We start from the raw sequence: 19,614 nt of genomic DNA on the forward strand, positions 1-19,614 counted from the left end.
CGAGGAGGCCATCATGGATTTTCAACTCAGTGAAGACCAGCGTGCGTTTGCCGACATGGCGCAAAGCCTGTTCGCCGACTATTGCACGGACGACAAGCTGCGCGAGCACGATGCCTCGGGTCAGCCCTTTATGCAGGAGCTGTGGCAGCAGTGCGTGGCTGCAGGCCTGCACAGCATTCTGGTGCCGGAAGCCGCAGGTGGTCTGGGTCTGGGCATGAGCGAGATGCTGGCCGTGCTGGAGCAGCAGGGCCGTGCGCTGGCGCAGGTGCCGCTGTGGCAGCAGCAGGTCGCCGCAGCCGCGATTGCCAAGTTTGCCGAGGGACAGGACGCAGTCGTTCAGTCAGCCATGCAGGGCGAGCTGCTGGCTTTGTCGCTGCAGGCTGCCGTGGCCACACGCGGGCCGGCGCTTCAGTTGCAGGGTGACCGGCTCAAAGGCCAGTTGCAAGCCGTGCCGTTGGGCGAGCAGGCTCAGATGGCTCTGGTGGCAGCGGCGGCGGGTGACGAGATCAGGCTGGTGCTGGTGAGTCTGCAGGCCGATGGCGTCAGCCGCGTGGCCGGCATGCGCGAGGACTATTGCGCGGTGGCAGACATCAGCTTTCGCAACACGCCGGTGCTGGCCGTGCTGGGCGGTCGCGCGCTGGACTGGGTCCATGAGGCCGCCATCGCCTGCCTGGCCAGCCTGCAGCAGGGCGTGACGCAGGAGCAGCTGCGCCGCACGGTGGAGTACGTGAGCGAGCGCAAGCAGTTCGACCGACCCATCGGCACTTTCCAGCTGGTCCAGGGCCAGATGGCCGACGGCTACATCCTCATGCAGGCCCAGCGCAGCGCGCTGAGCCAGCTGGTCTGGCGCCTGGATGCAGGCCTGCCCTGCGTGCCGCAGGCCCACGCAGTGCGTGCCCAGTCCAACGAGTTGGGCCTGAAGGTGGGCCGCGTTGCACAGCACGTGCATGGCGGCATGGGCGTGGATGTGACCTATCACATCCACCGCTTCATGTTCTGGTGCCGTGCGCTGGCTGCCGAGCTCGGCAGCGCCGAACAACACCTGGAAGCGCTGGGCCAGTGGCTCGCAGACAACGACACGCTCGGCTGGAAGTACGACCTGCCCGAAGACCGCTAAGGAGACAACAACATGGCCAATCAATCTATTCGTTTCGAGTCGGTGAACGTGGGCGACGAGCTGCAACCCGTGAGCGTTCCCATCACCGTGCCGCTGATTGCCGGCGGTGCCATCGCCACGCGTGACTACTTCCCTGGTCACCACGACCGCGACGCCGCGCGCGAGCTGGGCTCGCCCCATATCTTCATGAACATCCTGACCACCAACGGTCTGGTGCAGAGCTTTGTCGAGAGCTGGGCTGGCGACGAGGCACGCCTCATGGATCTGAAGATTCGCCTGGGTGCGCCCAACTATCCCGGCGACACCATGAAGTTCACGGGCTCCGTGACCGAGAAGAACGAGGCCACGCGCAGCGTTCAGATCGCACTCAAGGGCAGCAATTCCATGGGCTCTCACGTCAGCGGCACCGTGCAAGTGGCCCTGGCCTAAGAACAACAAGCGGAGACATTCCTGTGAACGATATGAATATTTCCGGTCGCGCCGCCATTGTGGGTCTGGGCGCAACAGAATTTTCCAAGAGCTCGGGCCGTACCGAGCTGCGTCTGGCCATGGAGGCCACGCTGGCTGCGCTGAGCGATGCCGGCATCGATCCCAAGGAGGTGGATGGCTTTTCCTCGTACTCCGTGGACAAGGTTCCCGAGTATGAAATCGCCCGTCTGCTCGGGGCTCGCAACGTGAGCTTTTTCTCGCAGGTGCCGCATGGCGGCGGTGCTGCCTGCGGCCCCGTGCTGCATGCGGCCATGGCCGTGGCCACCGGCATTGCCAAGACGGTGGTGGTCTACCGCGCCATGAATGAGCGCAGCTGGTACCGCTTCGGCACCGGCAGCTATGGCTTCGGCAGCACGCCGTTCTTCGACAATGTGAACTATGGCTGGTACATGCCCCACGGTTTTCACACGCCGGCCTCCTGGGTGGGCATGTTTGCGCGCCGTTATATGCACAGCTTCGGCGCCACCAGCGAGGACTTCGGCCGCGTGGCCGTGGCCGTGCGCGACTTTGCCGCCACCAATCCCAACGCATTCTTTTACGGTAAGCCCATCACGCTGGAGGAGCACCAGGCCAGCCGCTGGATCTGCGAGCCGCTGCACCTGCTGGACTGCTGCCAGGAGTCCGACGGCGCCGTGGCCATGGTCATCACATCAAGCGACCGTGCGCGCGAGATGAAGACCAAGCCGGTCTATATCAAGGCCGCAGCCCAGGGCATCTCCGACGGCCAGCAGTCCATGACTTCCTTCTACCGCGAAGACATCACCGGTCTGCCCGAGATGGGCCATGTGGCCAGACAGCTGTGGCAGCAAAGCCGCCTGACGCCCAAGGACGTGCAAAGCGCGGTGCTGTATGACCATTTCTCGCCCTTTGTGCTGCCCCAGCTTGAGGAGTTCGGTTTCGTCAAGCGCGGCGAGGCCAAGGATTTCATTCGCGGCGGCGAGCATGCGCGCGGGGGCTCCATGCCCATCAACACCCATGGCGGCCAGCTGGGCGAGGCCTATATCCACGGCATGAACGGCATTGCCGAAGCCGTGCGCCAGATTCGCGGCAGCTCCGTCAACCAGGTCAAGGACGTGCACAACATGGTGGTTACCGCCGGTACCGGTGTGCCCACCAGTGGCCTGATCCTGGGCGACGAGGCCTGATGGCAAGGAGACATTCATGTTCATTGACCTGACTCCCGAGCAGCATGCGCTGCGCCTGAAGTGCCGTGACTACTTCCAGGCGCTGATGACGCCAGAGCTCAAGGCCCGCATGCGCGGTGCCGAGGGCGGCGACGAGTACCGCGAACTGATCCGCAAGATGGGACGCGATGGCTGGCTGGCCATAGGCTGGCCCAAGGAGTTCGGCGGCCAGGGCCTGTCGGCCACCGAGCAGCTGATCTTCTTTGAGGAGGCGAACATCGCCGGGGCTCCGCTGCCTTTCGTCACCATCAGCACCGTCGGCCCCGCACTGATGGAGCATGGCACCGAGGCGCAGAAGAAGGAGTTTTTGCCGGGCATGGCCAGCGGCGACATCATCTTCGCCATTGGCTACTCCGAGCCCGGTGCGGGCTCGGACCTTGCCATGCTCAAGACGCAGGCGCAGCTGCAGGGCGATCTGCAGACCGGGCGCTTTATGGTGAACGGCCAGAAGCTGTGGACTTCAGGCATCGAGTCGGCCGACTACGTGTGGCTGGCCGCTCGCACCGACCAGGAGCTGGCCCGTCACAAAGGTATTTCCATCATGGTGGTCGATACCCGGGACAAGGGCTTCTCGCACACGCTGATTCAGACTGTGGGCAATTACACGGCGGCCACGTATTTCGACAATGTTGAAGTGCCCGCAGCGCGTCTGATCGGTGAGCTCAATGGCGGCTGGAAACTGATCACCGCCCAGCTCAACCACGAGCGCCTGGGTCTGGGGGCCTGGTCGGACAAGGTGTTCGGCCCCTTCGCCAAGGTGCTGCAGTGGGCCAAGGCCTGGGACGAGCAGGGGCGTCGCGCGGTCGATCAGGCCTGGGTCAGGCGCAGCCTGGCCGAGTGCTATGCCCGCCTGGAGGCCATGCGGCTGACCAATTTCCGCATCGCGGCCAGCCTGGAAGCAGGCGCCATGGATGTGAGCCTGGCATCCGCCACCAAGGTCTATGGCTCGGAAGGCGTGGTCGAGGTGCTGCATCGATTGATGGACATCGTGGGCAGCAGCGCGCTGGTGCGCGGAGGCTCGGCGGCCTCCTATCTGATGGGCGAGCTGGAGTATGAGCTGCGCGCCTCCACCATCAACACTTTCGGTGGCGGCACGAACGAGATCCAGCGCGAGCTGATTGCCCAGTTCGGCCTCGGCATGCCGCGTCCTCAGCGCTGATCGAAGACAAAAATACCAAGGAGACATGTGATGAGCGACACGACTGTGGTGTCGCGCGAGCAGACCCAGCTCAAGCTGGATCGTCGCGCGCCCATTGCGGCCAAGTACATGGCCGATACGCCCTACACCATGGCCGATCGCCTGGAGGACTGTGCGCGAGATTTCGGCGAGCGCATCTTTCTGACAGAGGGCGATGTGCGCTACACCTACGCGCAGTTCAATCAGCGCGCCGATCAGGTGGCTCGCGCGCTGCACGGGCAGGGGGTGAGAAAAGGCGATGTGGTGGCCATGGCCATCGAGAACCGCCCCGCATTTTTCTTTGCCTGGTTCGGCGTTGCCAAGCTGGGGGCCGTGGTGGCCTTCATCAACACCCATGTCACGGGCAAGCCGCTGACACATGCACTGGAGGTGACCAGGGCCGGCCATGTGATCGTGGGCGAGGAATGCGCGGAGCGTTTTGCGCAGACCGAAGGTCTGAACACCGCACTGACCTACTGGCACTGGCCGGATGAGGACAGGCCCGCGGCAGCGGAGGTTTTGTCGCAGTTCGGGCCGGATCTGCAGGCGCTGGCCGCGAGCCAGGACGACTCCCCCGTGCCGCTTGCTTGGCGCGAGGGCGTGCTGGCCGGCGATACGGCGCAGTACATCTTCACCTCCGGCACCACGGGCCTGCCTAAGGCTGCGGTCATCAGCCATGCACGCTGGTTGATGGCGGGGGACTCCATGCAGCTGCTCTGGGAAATCACCCGGGACGACTGCTTTTACTGCTTTCTGCCGCTCTATCATGGCGCGGCTTCCATGTCGCTGACCGCAACCGCCATGGCCGCAGGCGCGCGCATCGTGGTGCGTCGCAAGTTCAGCCGCAGCGAGTTCTGGCGCGATATCCGCACTCACGGCATCAGCTTTTGCCAGTATGTGGGGGAGATCTGCCGCTTTCTGCTCAGCGTGCCTGCGACCGACAAGGACCGGGAGCACAGCTTGCGCAAGATGGCCGGAACCGGTCTCACGCCCGAGATCTGGCAGCAATGGACCTCGCGCTTCGGCGCCGTGTTCCAGATTTACGAAGGCTGGGGCGGGACGGAGTCCAACACCAACACCATCAATCTGGACAATCGGATCGGCTCCTGCGGCCGCGTGCCCTTCTGGGAGAAAACCAATCTGCGCCTGGTTCGCTACGACCAGGAAAAAGGCGATTACATCCGCGACGAGAAAGGATTTCTGCAGCTTGCCGGTGTGAACGAACCGGGCGAAGCCATAGGCATGGTCATTCAGTATCCGGGCGTGGTCGCTGGGCGCTTCGAAGGCTATACCAGCGAGGAGGCCTCCGAAAAGAAGCTGCTGCGCAATGTCTTCCAGTCGGGCGATGTCTGGTGGACCTCGGGCGATCTGCTGCGTTGCGACGAAGACGGTTATTGCTGGTTTGTGGACCGCATCGGCGATACCTTCCGCTGGAAGAGCGAGAACGTCTCGACCATGGAGGTCGGCGATGCGCTGGGGGACTTCAAGGGCCTGGATGCGATTACCGTCTATGGCGTGCAGGTTCCCGGCCATGGCGGTCGTGCAGGCATGGTCGCCCTGGTGATGCATGAGGGTGCCAGCTTCGACCCCGGGGCCTTCTGGGAGCTGGCCATCTCCCGCCTGCCACGCTATGCAGCACCGCTGTTCGTGCGACTGATGGATACGCCGGACATGACCGGCAATTACAAGCTGCGCAAGGTGGATCTGCAGAAGCAGGGCTATGACGGCGTACCCGGTGCCGATCCACTGTTTGTGCGCAACGACAAGCTGCAGACCTATGTGCCGCTGACTGCCGCCGCACTTGAAGAGGCTCTGCGTGGCTAGCGCCGTCGCGCAGGAGCGCGTACGGGCCAAGCCCGCAGAGGTGCTGCGCTACCCTTTCGAGCCGCCGGCAGCCGATGGCAGCCATGTGGAGATCGTGCCAGGCCTGCTGTGGCTGCGCATGCCCATGCCCATGGCCCTGGATCACATCAATGTCTATCTGCTCAGGGACGGCGACGGCTGGGCGCTGGTGGACACGGGGCTGGGAATCCCTGCCACCTTCGAGCTGTGGGAGAAGATCTTTGCGCAGAAGCTGGCCGGACAGCCGCTGACCCGCGTGATCTGCACCCACTGCCACTATGACCATGCGGGAGCGGCATGGTGGTTGCAGCAACGCTTTGGCGTGCCGCTGCTCATGACCTATGGAGAGTTCATGATGCTGCGCTCGCTGATGGGGCCGCCGCCCGATCCGCTGCCCGAGGCGCATCGCGATTTCTATGAGCGTGCAGGCGTGAGCAGCGAGGAGCTGGACAGCATGCTGACTGCCATGCGCAAGGACCCGTTCATGCCCAGGCAGCCCAGCCATTACCAGCGCATTAATCCGGGCGAGCTGCTGCAGATCGGGGAGCGCCAGTGGCGCATTGTGCTGGGCGAGGGGCACTCGCCCGAGCATGCCTGTCTGTATTGCGAGGACGAGGGCATTTTGCTGGCCGGTGATCAGGTGCTGCCGCGCATCACTTCGAACGTGATGGTCAGCCCCATCGAGCCGGAGGGCAATCCGCTCAAGCTCTGGATCGATTCGCTGCATCGACTGCGCGAGCTGCCGGCCGACACCCTGGTGCTGCCATCGCATCAGGGCGTGTTCTACGGCCTGCACGAGCGTCTGGTCCAGGTACATGAGCACCATGCCGAGCAGTTTGCGCTGCTGACCGGGCATCTGGGCCAGGTGGGGCGCGCAACGGCGGCCGAACTGGTGCCGGTGCTCTTTCCACGGCTGCGCAGCCCCGTGGATCGCCTGATGGCACTAGGGGAAACGATAGCCCATTTGAACCTGCTTCACCACGATGGAGTGCTGTTGCGCACCACGGGTGAAGGCAAGATTGCATATTTCTCGTTGGCCGAGGTGAGGAAGCCATGACGGAACTGGAAACATTCAAACAAGACGTGGCGCAGTGGCTGGAGGAGAACTGTCCTGCGAGCATGCGCCGGCCCATTGTCTCTGAGGAGATGGTCTGGGGCAGCTCCAGGCTGCAGTTCGTGAACGAGGATCAGAAGCTGTGGTTCGAACGCATGCGCGACCGCGGCTGGTTCGCTCCGTCCTGGCCGCGTGAATACGGCGGTGGCGGTCTCTCTCCCAAGCAAGCCCGCATCCTGGACACGGAGATGGCCCGTCTCGGTTGCCGCCAGCCCCAGTACAACCTGGGCGTGTGGATGCTGGGGCCGGTCCTGGTGGAGGTGGGGACGCACGAGCAAAAGCTCGAGCATCTGCTGCCCATGATGCGTGGCGAGCAGCGCTGGTGCCAGGGATTTTCTGAGCCCAATGCCGGCTCGGATCTGGCCAGCCTCAAGACCTCGGCCAGGCGCGTGACGGATGAGCAGGGCGAGGCCTACATCGTCAACGGGGGAAAGATCTGGACCTCGGACGGAGACAAGGGCGACTGGATGTACGCGCTGGTCCGCACCAGCAGCGAAGGCAAGAAGCAGGACGGCATCAGCTTCCTGCTGATCGACATGAAGAGCCCGGGCGTCACGGTCAAGCCCATAGAGCTGATCAGTGGCAAGTCCAGCTTCTGCCAGGTCTTCTTTGACGACGTGCGGGTGCCTGTGCGCCAGCTGGTGGGCAGGGAGGGCGAAGGCTGGTCTCTGGCCAAGAAACTGCTGCAGCACGAGCGTGCGGCCATGTCCAAGTTCACGGAAGGCGGCGCGCCCTCGCACGATGCTCTCAGGACCGCATTGCCCTATATGGTGGATGAGCAGGGGCAGGTCCGCGATGGCGCACTGCGCGACAAGCTGGCTGGACTGCTCATGGATGCACAGTCTTTCGCCCTGACCCATCGCCGGGTGACCGAAAAGGCGCTGGCGCGCCAGGATGTTTCCGGCCCCTCCAGCATCATGAAGCTGGTGCAGACCGAGCAGGAGGTTGCCAAGTACGAGCTGCTGCAGCAGGCACTGGGCCTGCGTGGCCTGGGCTGGGACGCCGGCGATGACTTCACGGCCGACGAGATAGAGGTAGGCCGTGCCTGGCTGCGCTCCAAGAGCTACACGATTGCCGGCGGCAGCTCGGAGGTGCAGCTCAACATCATTGCCAAGCGGGTGCTGGAACTGCCTTGACCATTGGGCTGCAATGCGGCTTGGCACCCCGCTGCGGGGCGGCGGATAACGAATTGAAATGGAGACAAGAATATGACCATGCTTTTGTCGCAAGAGCAGGAGCTGCTCAAGGACAGTGCTGCAGCCTTTCTCGCGCAGGAAGCGCCTGTGGCACAGCAGCGTCGCCTGCGCGATGCAAAGGTGGAACAGGGCTTTGATACGTCGCTGTGGCAGCAGATGGTGGAGATGGGCTGGCCCGTGGCGGTGCTGCCTGAGTCGCACGAGGGACTGGCTGCAGGCTATCTGGGCATGGGTGCCGTGTTTGAAGCCATTGGCCGCAACCTGTCGGCCCAGCCGTTGCTGAGCCAGGCCGTGCTGGCACCGGAGCTGCTGATTCGCGCGGGCTCTGCCGCCCAGCAGGCGCAGTGGCTGCCCCTGCTCGCCAGTGGGCAGGCCAGGCTGGCGCTGGCCCTGGAGGAAAAATCCGGCCAGCATCTGGCCGCCGCAGCTGCTGCGGTGGCCGAGCAGACCGGCACGGGCTGGAGCCTGAGCGGCGAAAAGGCCTTTGTGCTGGATGGCGTGGGCGCCAATGGCTTTGTGGTGTTGGCTGTCTCCGGCGAAGGTGCTCCCGGCCTGTGGCTGGTGCCTGCCGATGCCCAGGGTGTCAGCGTCAGTCCCATGAGCATGATAGACAGCCGCAACATGGCGTGCGTGCGGTTTGACAAGGTGGCTCTGAGTGCCGAGATGGCACTGGTGGCCAGGCCGGCGGCTCAGGCGCTGGAGGAAGTGCTGGACCGGGCCAGAGCCTGTCTTGCCGCAGAGTCTCTGGGCCTGCTGCGTGAAGTGTTCCAGCGCACGGTAAGCTATCTGAAGGAGCGCGTTCAGTTCGATGTGCAGATCGGCTCATTCCAGGCATTGCAGCACCGTGCGGCACGCCTGTATGTGGAGCTTGAGCTGCTGGAGAGCTGCGTGCTGGCGGCCCTCGAAGCCATCGACTCCGGTCGCGAAGACAAGGTGCCCGAGCTGGTCAGCATGGCCAAGGCCAGGGCATCCGACCTCTGCGAGAAGCTCTGCAACGAGTCCATACAGCTGCATGGCGGCATCGGGGTGACGGACGAACTGGACATCGGTCTGTTCTTCAAGCGGGCACGTGTCTTGCAACGCCTGCTGGGCGACGGTAGCTATCACCGCAACCGCTTTGCACAACTGAAAGGTTTCTGAGATGAGCGATGCCTTGGTTTCCATAGGTGAAAAGATCAGCAGCGTTCGCGCGCAGCTGACGGCGCCGGGTGCACCTTTTGAAGTGCAGCAGATCACGCTGCCCGATGGGCGCAGCGTGGCCGCCTATCGCAATGCGTTTCAGACTCTGGCCCAGCTGATCGACGCAGGCCGGGTCCACGGCGCGGCCGAGTTCATGGTCTATGGCGATGATCGCTGGACTTTCGACCGTTTCTTTGCCGCAGCCGACGCACTGGCCAGCCGCTTGCAAAAGCAGCAGGGCCTCAAGGCCGGCGACCGGGTGGGCATTGCCATGCGCAACCGCCCCGAGTGGGCGGTTGCCTTTGCCGCCACGGCCTTGCTGGGCGCTGTGCCGGTGCCTCTGAACAGCTTTGGTCTGAGCAACGAGCTGATGGCCAATCTGGAAGACACCAGCCCGGTGATGCTGATCTGCGATGCCGACCGCCACGCTCGCATCAGCCAGGCCATTGCGCAGACCGCCATCAAGACGGTGGTGGTGGATGGCGAGGCTGGCGATATCAGTTGGCAGGCGCTGACTGCAGGAGGTCATGATGGCTTTGTGTCGCCGCAGCTGAGTGCCGATGAAGCTGCGCTGATCCTGTTCACATCGGGTGCCACCAGCCGTGCCAAGGGTGTGGAGTCCACGCACCGCGCCGTGTGCCAGGCCATCTTCAATATCGACTTCATCGGTGCAGTGGCAGCCATGACCTCGCCGGACGCGATTGCCGCCATCATGGCGCGCCAGCTGCAGCCGACCACCTTGTCGGCCGTTCCGCTGTTCCACGTCAGCGGCCTGCATGCCCAGTTGCTGGTCAGCCTGCGCCATGGCCGTCGCCTGATCTTTGTGCACCGCTGGGAGCCCGAGAAGGCTGCCGAGCTGATCCGCAAGGAGAAAGTCACGCAGTTCAATGGTGCGCCCAGCATGGTGCAGCAGCTGATCGGCCTGCCCGGATTCGAGCAGCCGCATAGCTCGGGCAATCTCTCCGGCGTGGGCTTTGGCGGGGCGGGACTGCACACGCGTCTGATCGATGAGGTGCTGACCAAGTTCAAGGGGCGCATGTCCGGCATAGGATTTGGACTGACCGAGTCCAACGGCGTCTGTGCAGGCAGCTCGGGGCGCATGTTCGAGGAGCATCCTCGTAGCTCGGGGGTGCTGTCGCCCATCATCGAGGTGCGCATTGCCGATCTGGATGGCGCAGCCCTGCCTGTGGGGCAGAGCGGCGAGATCTGGCTGCGGGGCGTGACCCTGATGGAGCGCTATTGCGGCGACGAGGAGGCCACCGCCAAGGCCATGCAGGGGGGCTGGTTCCACACCGGAGACATAGGCTTTCTGAACGATGAGGGCTTCCTGACCATCGTCGACCGCATCAAGGACGTGATCAACCGCAGCGGTGAAAAGATTGCCGCAGCCGAGGTCGAGGCCTGCCTGCTGCAGCATGAATCGCTGGAGGAGGCCGCCGTGTTCTCCATGCCGCACGAGGTCACGGGCGAGCAGGTCGTAGCCGTGGTGGTCGGGAAATCGTGGAGTCAGGTCACTCCCGAGCTTCTTCGCGAGTTCGTGGCTCAGCGGCTGGCGAGCTACAAGGTGCCCAGCCACATCGTTGTACGTGCCGAGCCTTTGCCGCGCAATCCCGCCGGCAAGATGCTCAAGGCATCGATTCGCAAGGAATGCGCTCATCTGCTGAGTTGATGCCCGGATCGGGGTGGTTCTAGGACTTTCCCGATCTGCTTTCCAAAGCCTGCTGCTGCCTCGCGCACCAGCAGGCTTTTTCATTGGGCAAAACGCTTTGAGTTACCCATGTGGACTAGGTCTCTAGGGTCTGTCAGTAGTCAACTCAGACGATGGTTGAACAGACCTGCTGACGCAGTATGCAACTGCCTGCAAACGGCAAAACCACTGGGACTGCGCGAGGCGATGTACTTCGTTTGTAGCACCCACCAAAAATAAGTTCTAGAACCTAGGAGACAGAGATGAAGTTTGTGACAGCCAGGACTCCGCTCGCAGTGGCAGTTGGCCTGATGGTTGCATCGTCGGCATGGGCGAAGGTGCCGGCTAGCGAAGCAGAGCAGTTGGGCAAGGAATTGACTTGCGTGGGAGCCATCAAGGCCGGCAACAAGGAAGGCACGATTCCCGAATTCACTGGCAAATGGGCTGGCGCGCCCACCGGCGTGGCCCATGCGCAATCCAGCGGCAAGCATCCCGTGGATATCTATGCCGATGAAAAGCCGCTGTTCGTGATCACGGCGGAGAACATGGACAAGTATGGCGACAAGCTCAGCGCCGGCCAGAAAGCCATGTTCCAGAAGTACCCCAAGACCATGCAGATTCCGGTCTACAAGGGGCATCGTGACTTCCGCTATGCGGATGAAGTCTGTGCCGTGCTGAAGAAAAATGCACTGGAGTCCGAGGTCGTCGACAACGGCATGGGCATCAAGGGCAGCTTCGGAGCGATCAACTTCCCGATTCCCAAGACCGGACAGGAAGTGATCTGGAACAACCTGCTGCCCACGCGTGCCTACACCGAGTCCATCACGCGCGACATGGCAAACGTGCTGTCGGACGGCAGCATGAGCTTCGGCCGCATGCAGAACCTGAATCTGGACATGGTCAACAAGCCGGAGATGCTGGGCAAGCCGGTTGAAGGCGTGATGGCCTATACGCGCACCAGAACGCTGGCTCCCGAGCGCGAGAAGGGCGGCGTGACCCACTCCGTGGAACCCGTCAACTTCGCCAAGGACAAGCGCCTGGCCTGGAGCTACGACCCCGGTACACGCCGTGTGCGCCAGGTGCCCGAGTATGGCTTCGACCAGCCCATGGCCGGAACCGGCGGCAAGATGACCATCGACTCGGACCGTCTCTTCAACGGCTCGCCCGAGCGCTACAGCTGGAAGTTGCTGGGCAAGAAGGAGATGTACATCCCCGCCAACAACTACAAGATCCACCAGCCTACGGTGAAGTACGCCGACCTGCTCAAGCCCGGGCATGCCAACCCCGATTTCATGCGCTATGAGCTGCGCCGCGTCTGGGCCGTGGAAGGCACCCTGAAGGACGGCTTCCGGCATGTCTACGGCAAGCGTGTGCTGTTCGTCGACGAGGACACCGGCCAGGCCGTGGCCGCGGACATGTATGACGCGCGCGGCCAGCTGTGGCAGCACGCCTTCATCAACTACTACTACTCCTTCGACATCAAGGCCTGGCATGCAGGCACGTCCTTCTATCACGACCTGAACTCTGGCGGGTACATGGGCTACAACCTTTTTCAGGAACGCGCCCAGGGTCCCGTCCTGAACAAGGGTGATCTCGTGCCCGCCATGTTCACGCCAGAAGCCGCTCGCAACGCGGGCAACTAAGTTTTATCAACGAGCGACTCACTATGAAAAACAATATGAAGAAACTCACTCCCATCGCAGTGGCGGCGCTGCTGTCCCTGGGCATGGGAGCGGTTCAAGCGGGGGAGACTGTCGAGCTGGGCGATGGTCTGAAGTTCGACTGGCGTCTCAACGTGAGCTATGGCCTGGGTGTTCGTCTGGACAACCCATCGCCGGTGCTGAACACGGACGGCAACAACAACTTCAAGAAGGGGGCGCTGACGGCCAACCGTTTGGGCGCAGTCTGGGAGAGCAAGCTGTCGAAGGGCGACAGCGGCTTTGTGCTGAACGCCAGCACCTTCTATGACGACGTCTACCACCAGCGCAACGACAACAAGGGTCCGATCAGCACGGCCGGTCCCGTGGACGAGTTCAACTCTGCTGCCAAGCGCTATGGCGGCGGCTATTCGCGTCTTCTCGACACCTATGCCTACACCAGCTTCAACATGGGCGAGACCCGTGCCACGGTGCGTCTGGGCAAGCAGGTGGTGAACTGGGGCGAGTCCATGTATTTTGCCAATATCGCTGCGGCCCAGGGCCCCAGCGATGCGGCAAAGGCTGCCTCGCCCGGCGCCGAAGTCAAGGAAATCCTGCTGCCTGAAGACCAGATCTCGGCCTCGCTGGAAGTGAGTCCCAAGCTCTCGCTGCTGGGTCACTACCAGTTCGGCTTCCACGAGACGCTGCTGCCTGCTCCCGGCATGTACACCAGCACCAGCAATGCCCTGGGTCCCGGCGCCTCCTGTCTGGGTGTCTACAACGGCGCGACCTGCCGAGGCCTGCGACGCGGCAACGACATCCGCCCCAGCAGCTCGGGTCAATGGGGTATCGGCGGTCGCTATCGCGTGACCGACGAGACGGAAGTCGGCCTCTACTACCTGAACTACAACGACCGCACTCCCTCGCTGGTCGTGAACATGAACGGCGCGATACCGACGGGCTACCAGGTTCGCTATTTTGACGATATCAAGATGCTGGGAACCACGGTCAGCACGACCTTCGGCAAGTTCTCGGCCTTTGGCGAAGCCAGCTACCGCAAGGGTACGCCCGTGCTCAACGGCAACGGTGTGGCGGTGCGCGGGGACGTGGTGCAGGGCAACGTCGGCGGTATCTTCAATATCGGCCGCACCGGTATCGCGGACGACATGTCCCTGGCCGCCGAAGTCTCCGGCTCTCGCGTGATCAGCGTGGCCGATGGCAGCTCCACCGACAACCTGAGCTTCAAGACCCGCAACTCCCTGGTGGCCGGTGCGACCCTGACGCTGGGCTATCCCGGCATCTTCGAGGGCTGGGATCTGAGCATTCCCATCAGCTACCAGTCGCAACTGCGCGGTCGTTCCCTGGTCGGCACCTTCGGCGGTGGCCAGAGCGACAGCCGGCTGAGCATTGGCGCGACGTTTGTGCGCAAGAGCAATTTCTCGATCAACGTGGCCTATATCAACTACCTGGGCAATCCTTCGGCCGACTCCCTGCGCGCACGCCCTCTGGCCGACCGCGACCAGCTGTCGGTTACCGCCAAGTACTCGTTCTGAAGCGCAGCAACGAGCCAGCACCACAAAAGCCCGGCTCTCCGGGCTTTTGTGTTTGAAAGAGGTCTGAGTACATGCAAATAACGACCGGAAAATGGATCACCCCCTTGAGGGCCATGGCGCTGGGATTGATGAGCAGTGCCGCATCGGGGCAGTATCTGCTGGATGCCTTGCCTCCTTTGCCCAAGGTGGCTCCCTTGATGGCACCCACCGAGCTGCACGGCGATACGCAGGGCGACATCCGTTTCAGGTCCAGCAGCCCGTATGACCTCGATGTGCTGCTGGGTCAGCCGGCCAGGGCCGAGGCAACCATGGGCATGGGCAAGCTGTTCCTGCCCAGGGGGGCCAGCGAGAAGAAGCAGGTGCCGGCCATGGTGGTCCTGCCGGGCGGTGCCGGTGCCATTCCCGGGCGCGAGAGCGAAATGGCACAGATGCTGGCCGACAACGGCGTTGCTGCGTTGCTGGTCGATAACTTCAAGCCACGCGGCATCAGCGAAGACATGCCTTACGCGCTCAAGATCATGGGCTCCTCCGAGTTCGACGCCGTGGCCGATGCCTATGCCGCACTCAAGGCCTTGAACAAGCATCCGGCCATCGATGGCTGGCGTATCGGGGTGATGGGGTTCTCCAAGGGCGGAATCGCGGCGCGCATGAGCCTGGATGCACGCATCCGCGACAAGCTGGCGCCTTTCATCCAGCCCTTTGCCTTGCATGTGGACTTCTACGGGCCTTGCTACGCGCTGCTGCAGTCACGCAAGACCACAGGCTCGCCCTTGCTTAGCTTCAGAGCGGGGGAGGATGCCTCGAATGATCTCGTGGCCTGTGCGCAGCAGGAAAAGATCCTGCGTGAGGCGGGCTCCGAAGTCAGCACCGTGGTCTATGCCAGGGCCGGCCATGACTGGGAAAGCGACAAGCCGCGCGAGATGACGAATCGTCCCTACCTCGCCGGCTGCACCATCGAGTTCAACGACAAGGACTTTCCCGTCTTCAATGGCCAGTCTCTGATTCCCGCCGGGGCTCAGACCGATCGCCAGACGCGCTACAGGATCCGGGTGCAAAGCGGCAAAGCGCTGGGAGACTGCGTCAAGGTGGGCTATATCGCCGGGCGCGACGAAACTGCACGCAGTCTGGCCGGCAAGCAGTTGCTGCAGTTTCTCAAGGTAAAGTTCGAGCAGTAGACTAGGTTCTGCTGAAAGCAAGGAGGCCAGCGATCGCTGGCCTTTTTCATGTCTTGAATCTGCCTGGGGTGACTTTCCATGAAGGGTAAGGAGCTATCGCCAGAGTGGCGTTTCAATGAAAAGGCCGCGCAGCATGGCTGCGCGGCCTGGTGAAGCGCTGGGGCTCAGGCGCCGGGTTGCAGCACGCTGCGATCACCGATCTCCAGCAGCATCGTCATGCTGCGCTTCTGAATGCGCCAGCCCGCCGGCAGCCGCACCCATGCGTCTTCATAGAAACCGATGGCGTCGTAGCGCAGATGACTGCGCGGCCCCAGTCCCTGATGCACGGCGCGCACCTGAATCCTGCTGCGTGGATGGACCGGGTCGCCGGCATCGACCTCCAGATTGCCCAGCAGGTGCTGGGTGGGACCGCAGCCGTCAAGGTGTGTGCTGATCATGCGACGGACCTTGGCGACTCCTTCGCAGATGTAGCTGCCACCATAGACCGTGGTGCAGTCGGGTGCGAACACCTGCTGCAGCAGGTCCCAGTTGCGAGTGTCGCAGGCCGTGGCGTAGCGGATCAGGGTCTGGGCCAGAGCATGCTCGAGAAGAAGCTGCTCCAGCGTGCTTGCTGCGGTCTGCATCACAGTTTGCCGTTCAAGGAGGACTGGGGTTCGGGTTTGAGCATGCCGCCTGCGTGACCCATACCGCCTGCGCTGCCTGCGGCATGGGCATGCCTGGGCTGCCGGTGCAGGCGCTTGACACGTGCCTTGGTCTCGGCTGCGCCCACATTCAGCCAGTAGGCCATGGCGGGCAGCAGGAAGATGGCGCCCAGCATGTTCACCAGGAACATGAAGGCCAGCAGGATGCCCATGTCGGCCTGGAACTTCAGCGCCGAGAAAGCCCAGGTGCCCACGCCTATGGACATGGTCAGCGCCGTGAAGATGGCGGCATTGCCGCGCTGGCGCATGGCTTCATAGAAAGCCTCGCGCAGCGAGATGTCGCGCTCGCGCAGCTCATGCTGCATGCTCTCGAACAGATAGATGCCGTAGTCCACGCCCACGCCCACGCCCAGGGCCACCACGGGTAGCGTGGGAACCTTGAGGCCTATGCCCAGCATGGCCATCAGTGCATTGCAGAGTATGGAAACGATGGCCAGGGGCACGACAATGCACAGCACGGCGCGCCAGCTGCGGAAGGTCAGCCAGCACAGCAGCGTGATGGCACCGAAGATGGAGCCCAGCATCTGCACTTCGGCATGTTCCACGGCTTCGTTGGTGGCGACCGCGACACCGGCATTGCCGCCGGCCAGCAGGAACTTGACGTTGGGCGTCTTGTCCGCAGCGATGAAGTGGCGCACCTCGTCCACCACATGGGTCAGCGTGGCGCCTTCGTGGTCCTTGAGGAAGACCTGCAGATTGATGACCTTGCAGCCCTCGGTGTTCAGGCCCAGATCGGGAGACAGTGCCTTGGCGCCCGAGCGCAATGCGGCTTCGGTGCGCTGCAGCGCTGCCCAGCGAGGGTTGCCCTCGTTGTTGCTGGACGCTGCAATCTTGGCCAGACCGGAGACGCTGGAGACCGATTGCACCCCGTCGACCCGGCGCATGCGCGATTCGAAGCGTTCCACGGCGTTCATCACCTGCCAGTTTAGGCAGCCTTCGTCGAGATTGGAGGTTTCGACGAAGACGGACAGTACATCCATGCCGATCGAGTAGCTGCCGATGATGTTGTCGTTGTCGCGGTTATAGCGCGATTCGGCGCGCAGCTCGGGAGCGCCCGTGCCCACGTCGCCGGTCAGCAGCTTGCGCGACTCGTAGGTGCCCGCGGCCAGCAGCAGCAGCGACACCACCAGCGTCAGCATGGCGGAGCGGGACTCGGCCAGTGCCGACAGCTTCCACCAGAGAGGGTTGCGGCCGTTGGCGGTGGAAGAGGGTGCCTGCATGGCCTTTTTCTCCAGGCGCAGATTGGCCAGTACCGCAGGCAGAAAGACCTTGTTGGTGATGATCATCAGCAGCACGCCCATGCAGGCGGTCACACCCAGCTCGTGCACGATGGGGATGTCGATCAGCATGATGACCATGAAGCCCAGGGCATTGGTCAGCAGTGCCAGAGCGCCGGGAATGGCCAGCTTGCGAATCGCGTTCTCGGCGGCCAGCCCGGAGCTGAGGCCGGCGCGCACGTCATGCTTCCAGGCACCCGTCATCTGCACGGCGTGGGATACGCCGATGGAGAAGATCAGAAAGGGCACCAGGATGGACATGGGATCGATGCCATAGCCGATCAGCGGCAGGATGCCCAGCAGCCAGATCACAGGCAGCAAGGCCACAGCCAGGCCGACCACCGTGATGTTGGTGGACCGGGTGTAGAGGCGCAGCATGATGGCCGTGATGACAAAGGCGATGGCGAAAAAAGTCATGACCGTGGTCAGTCCGTCCATCACATCGCCAAGCACCTTGGAAAAGCCAATGATGTGAATCGAGATGTCCTTGTTCTCGAACTTGCTGCGGATCTCTTCCAGGCGCTGCGCAACCTGGTGATAGTCGAGCTTTTCGCCGCTCTTGGGGTCGACCTCGAGCAGATCGGCGCGCACCATGGCGGACTTCAGATCGTTGCTGACCAGAGAGCCGATCTGGCCGGACTTGGCCACGTTGGAGCGCACCTGGGCCAGGCCTTGCTCGTTGGCCTCGAAGCGGGATGGAATCAGCACCTCGCCCACGTAGCCGTCTTCGGTGATCTCGATGTATTTCACGTTCGGTGTGAACAGCGAATACACCTGGCCGCGATTGACGCCGGGGGTGAAGAAGACTTCGTCCGTCACGCCGCGCAGCGTATCGAGAAATTCCTTGTTGTAGATGTCGCCTTGCTGGCCCTTCCATTCCACGCTCACCAGAATTCGGTTGGCGCCCGAGAAGGTGGCTGCATGCTTGAGAAACGCCGTCATGTACTCATGGCGCATGGGGATCAGCTTGTTGAAGCCGGGGTCCAGATGCGTGCGCATGGCCGAGACAGCCAGCAGTGCCGTGGCAATCAGCGTCAGCACGACGATGGACTTGCTCCAGGAGATCAGCCAGCGTGCCGTGGATGCAATGAACCGGTCCAGCCGGCTGATGGGTTCGCTCAGAGTCATGGAGTCGCTCCTGGGTCAGCCTGAGTGGCTGCCTTGGCTTGTTGTGAAGGAGGGAAGGGCTGGAGACCCGCATCGCTGGACATCCAGCCGCTGTCGGGGCCGGTCAGAACGATGTCGGTCAGGGTGGCGCGGCCCTTGGCGCGTTGTAGACTGAAGCTCTTGCCGCCGTCCTTGCTCAGGCCCAGCATGCTGCCCTGTCCCACCAGGATGAGAGTTCCGTCCTTTTCCTGGGCATGGCCGAAAAAGGAAACCGGAGCCGGTATCGCCGACTTGAGCCATGGCGTGCCGGGCGCAGCCTGCATGAAGGCGTTGCCGCGCATGCCGTAGATCAGCCAGCCGCCCTCGCGCGTGGCCATGGCGTTGTAGAAAGAGCCCTTGTAGAACTCGGGCTCGATCTGCCAGCTGGCGCCGGAGTCCTCGGATCTGATGACCAGGCCGCGCTCGCCCACGATCAGCCAGTGCTTGCCGTCCTCGGTGCCGGCAATGCGGTTCATGTGCTTGTCCTCGACCTCTGCGGGCAGGGCCAGCGGCTCCCAGGTCTGACCGTTGTCCCTGGAGGTGATGGCACGGCCGAAGGCGCCGACGCTGATCCAGTCTCCCGAGGGAAGGCGTGCGATCGACATCAGAGGCTCACCGTTTTCCTTGGAGAAGGCGACCTCCTCCCAGGTGCTGCCGCCGTCCCTGCTGCGCAGGATCCAGCCCTCGTGACCCACGGCAAAGCCGGTTTTTCTGTCGGGCGCAAAAGCCATGCTGATGAGCAGTGCCTGGCGCTGCTCCTTGATCCGTGCCTGCAGCCAGTGTGCGCCCTTGTCGTCCGAGTACAGGATCTCGCCCAGTGCGCCAGCGGCCAGCAGACGTTCACCCACCTGTGTGACGGTGTTGAAATGGCTGCGCTCGACGCCAATGGTGGTGGGCGCCAGCGGGGGCGGTGTGCGGGGCGCAAAGGCGAGCGCTGAGGCAAAGGCCACCAATGCTGCTGCTCCTATACCGACGGCTGTTTTCACGTTGTCTCCTTGTTGATTCGTACACGCTGTGCATGTATTGCAAACACGGGTGCAGGTTCTTGATTTGGAGCTTCAGCAACATCGTCCGAATGGACGTTTGCCCGGAGAATTACGGGTATGTACGGGGCCGGCTTTTTAGTCTCTACAGACGATG

At 63.0% G+C, this 19,614-nt stretch carries 15 protein-coding genes; 12 read left to right on the top strand and 3 right to left on the bottom strand.

The window, feature by feature from the left end; all coding sequences use genetic code 11:
- Positions 1-13 precede the first annotated feature (13 nt).
- From DJFAAGMI_RS00700 to DJFAAGMI_RS00755, 12 genes are all read left to right on the top strand, one after another.
- The gene (locus DJFAAGMI_RS00700; protein ID WP_211455572.1) at positions 14-1,117 is read left to right on the top strand and encodes an acyl-CoA dehydrogenase family protein; all 1,104 of its coding nucleotides are present in this window, start codon (positions 14-16) and stop codon (positions 1,115-1,117) included.
- A 12-nt stretch (positions 1,118-1,129) separates the two neighbouring features.
- Entirely contained in the window at positions 1,130-1,546 is a 417-nt protein-coding gene (locus DJFAAGMI_RS00705) for a MaoC family dehydratase (RefSeq protein ID WP_211455573.1), read from the top strand.
- Positions 1,547-1,578: 32 nt separating this feature from the next.
- Positions 1,579-2,751 (top strand): lipid-transfer protein, encoded by a 1,173-nt coding sequence (locus DJFAAGMI_RS00710; RefSeq protein WP_211456676.1) that lies wholly within the window; start codon positions 1,579-1,581, stop codon positions 2,749-2,751.
- Positions 2,752-2,767: 16 nt separating this feature from the next.
- Positions 2,768-3,949: an acyl-CoA dehydrogenase family protein gene (locus DJFAAGMI_RS00715; RefSeq protein ID WP_211455574.1), complete on the top strand. Its 1,182-nt coding sequence runs from the start codon at positions 2,768-2,770 to the stop codon at positions 3,947-3,949.
- 30 nt (positions 3,950-3,979) lie between these two features.
- Positions 3,980-5,791 (top strand): long-chain-acyl-CoA synthetase, encoded by a 1,812-nt coding sequence (locus DJFAAGMI_RS00720; protein WP_211455575.1) that lies wholly within the window; start codon positions 3,980-3,982, stop codon positions 5,789-5,791.
- Positions 5,784-6,866, top strand: a complete 1,083-nt coding sequence (locus DJFAAGMI_RS00725; RefSeq protein WP_211455576.1) for an MBL fold metallo-hydrolase — start codon at positions 5,784-5,786, stop codon at positions 6,864-6,866. Before DJFAAGMI_RS00720 ends, DJFAAGMI_RS00725 begins: the two co-directional genes overlap by 8 nt.
- Positions 6,863-8,059, top strand: a complete 1,197-nt coding sequence (locus DJFAAGMI_RS00730) for an acyl-CoA dehydrogenase family protein (RefSeq protein ID WP_211455577.1) — start codon at positions 6,863-6,865, stop codon at positions 8,057-8,059. Before DJFAAGMI_RS00725 ends, DJFAAGMI_RS00730 begins: the two co-directional genes overlap by 4 nt.
- 72 nt (positions 8,060-8,131) lie before the next feature.
- The gene (locus DJFAAGMI_RS00735) at positions 8,132-9,259 is read left to right on the top strand and encodes an acyl-CoA dehydrogenase family protein (protein ID WP_211455578.1); all 1,128 of its coding nucleotides are present in this window, start codon (positions 8,132-8,134) and stop codon (positions 9,257-9,259) included.
- A gap of 1 nt (position 9,260) precedes the next feature.
- On the top strand, positions 9,261-10,967 hold the full coding sequence (locus tag DJFAAGMI_RS00740; protein ID WP_211455579.1) for a class I adenylate-forming enzyme family protein: 1,707 nt from the start codon (positions 9,261-9,263) through the stop codon (positions 10,965-10,967).
- Positions 10,968-11,248: 281 nt separating this feature from the next.
- The gene (locus DJFAAGMI_RS00745) at positions 11,249-12,628 is read left to right on the top strand and encodes a DUF1329 domain-containing protein (RefSeq protein ID WP_211455580.1); all 1,380 of its coding nucleotides are present in this window, start codon (positions 11,249-11,251) and stop codon (positions 12,626-12,628) included.
- 35 nt (positions 12,629-12,663) lie between these two features.
- Positions 12,664-14,175: a DUF1302 domain-containing protein gene (locus DJFAAGMI_RS00750; RefSeq protein ID WP_249333674.1), complete on the top strand. Its 1,512-nt coding sequence runs from the start codon at positions 12,664-12,666 to the stop codon at positions 14,173-14,175.
- Positions 14,176-14,246: 71 nt separating this feature from the next.
- A complete protein-coding gene (locus DJFAAGMI_RS00755; protein WP_249333676.1) occupies positions 14,247-15,350 on the top strand; it encodes a dienelactone hydrolase family protein in 1,104 nt (367 codons plus the stop codon).
- A gap of 164 nt (positions 15,351-15,514) precedes the next feature.
- Here the strand turns inward: DJFAAGMI_RS00755 and DJFAAGMI_RS00760 are convergent, their stop codons facing one another.
- The 3 genes from DJFAAGMI_RS00760 to DJFAAGMI_RS00770 are packed head-to-tail and all read right to left on the bottom strand — an operon-like array spanning position 15,515 to position 19,460.
- The gene (locus tag DJFAAGMI_RS00760) at positions 15,515-15,973 is read right to left on the bottom strand and encodes a nuclear transport factor 2 family protein (RefSeq protein ID WP_211455582.1); all 459 of its coding nucleotides are present in this window, start codon (positions 15,971-15,973) and stop codon (positions 15,515-15,517) included.
- Positions 15,973-18,456 (bottom strand): efflux RND transporter permease subunit, encoded by a 2,484-nt coding sequence (locus DJFAAGMI_RS00765; RefSeq protein WP_211455583.1) that lies wholly within the window; start codon positions 18,454-18,456, stop codon positions 15,973-15,975. The genes DJFAAGMI_RS00760 and DJFAAGMI_RS00765 overlap by 1 nt, the downstream gene beginning before the upstream one ends.
- Positions 18,453-19,460: a WD40/YVTN/BNR-like repeat-containing protein gene (locus DJFAAGMI_RS00770; RefSeq protein WP_211455584.1), complete on the bottom strand. Its 1,008-nt coding sequence runs from the start codon at positions 19,458-19,460 to the stop codon at positions 18,453-18,455. Before DJFAAGMI_RS00770 ends, DJFAAGMI_RS00765 begins: the two co-directional genes overlap by 4 nt.
- Positions 19,461-19,614 lie beyond the last annotated feature (154 nt).

The sequence above is a fragment of the Comamonas brasiliensis genome, from assembly GCF_018292285.1.
GTDB lineage: Bacteria > Pseudomonadota > Gammaproteobacteria > Burkholderiales > Burkholderiaceae_C > Comamonas > Comamonas brasiliensis.

Excerpts from the sequence above, each read along its gene's own strand:
- DJFAAGMI_RS00700 (WP_211455572.1), top strand. The coding sequence starts at position 14 with ATGGATTTTCAACTCAGTGAAGACCAGCGTGCGTTTGCCGACATGGCG.
- DJFAAGMI_RS00705 (WP_211455573.1), top strand. The coding sequence starts at position 1,130 with ATGGCCAATCAATCTATTCGTTTCGAGTCGGTGAACGTGGGCGACGAG.
- DJFAAGMI_RS00710 (WP_211456676.1), top strand. The coding sequence starts at position 1,579 with ATGAATATTTCCGGTCGCGCCGCCATTGTGGGTCTGGGCGCAACAGAA.
- DJFAAGMI_RS00715 (WP_211455574.1), top strand. The coding sequence starts at position 2,768 with ATGTTCATTGACCTGACTCCCGAGCAGCATGCGCTGCGCCTGAAGTGC.
- DJFAAGMI_RS00720 (WP_211455575.1), top strand. The coding sequence starts at position 3,980 with ATGAGCGACACGACTGTGGTGTCGCGCGAGCAGACCCAGCTCAAGCTG.
- DJFAAGMI_RS00730 (WP_211455577.1), top strand. The coding sequence starts at position 6,863 with ATGACGGAACTGGAAACATTCAAACAAGACGTGGCGCAGTGGCTGGAG.
- DJFAAGMI_RS00735 (WP_211455578.1), top strand. The coding sequence starts at position 8,132 with ATGACCATGCTTTTGTCGCAAGAGCAGGAGCTGCTCAAGGACAGTGCT.
- DJFAAGMI_RS00740 (WP_211455579.1), top strand. The coding sequence starts at position 9,261 with ATGAGCGATGCCTTGGTTTCCATAGGTGAAAAGATCAGCAGCGTTCGC.
- DJFAAGMI_RS00745 (WP_211455580.1), top strand. The coding sequence starts at position 11,249 with ATGAAGTTTGTGACAGCCAGGACTCCGCTCGCAGTGGCAGTTGGCCTG.
- DJFAAGMI_RS00750 (WP_249333674.1), top strand. The coding sequence starts at position 12,664 with ATGAAGAAACTCACTCCCATCGCAGTGGCGGCGCTGCTGTCCCTGGGC.
- DJFAAGMI_RS00755 (WP_249333676.1), top strand. The coding sequence starts at position 14,247 with ATGCAAATAACGACCGGAAAATGGATCACCCCCTTGAGGGCCATGGCG.
- DJFAAGMI_RS00760 (WP_211455582.1), bottom strand. The coding sequence starts at position 15,973 with ATGCAGACCGCAGCAAGCACGCTGGAGCAGCTTCTTCTCGAGCATGCT.
- DJFAAGMI_RS00765 (WP_211455583.1), bottom strand. The coding sequence starts at position 18,456 with ATGACTCTGAGCGAACCCATCAGCCGGCTGGACCGGTTCATTGCATCC.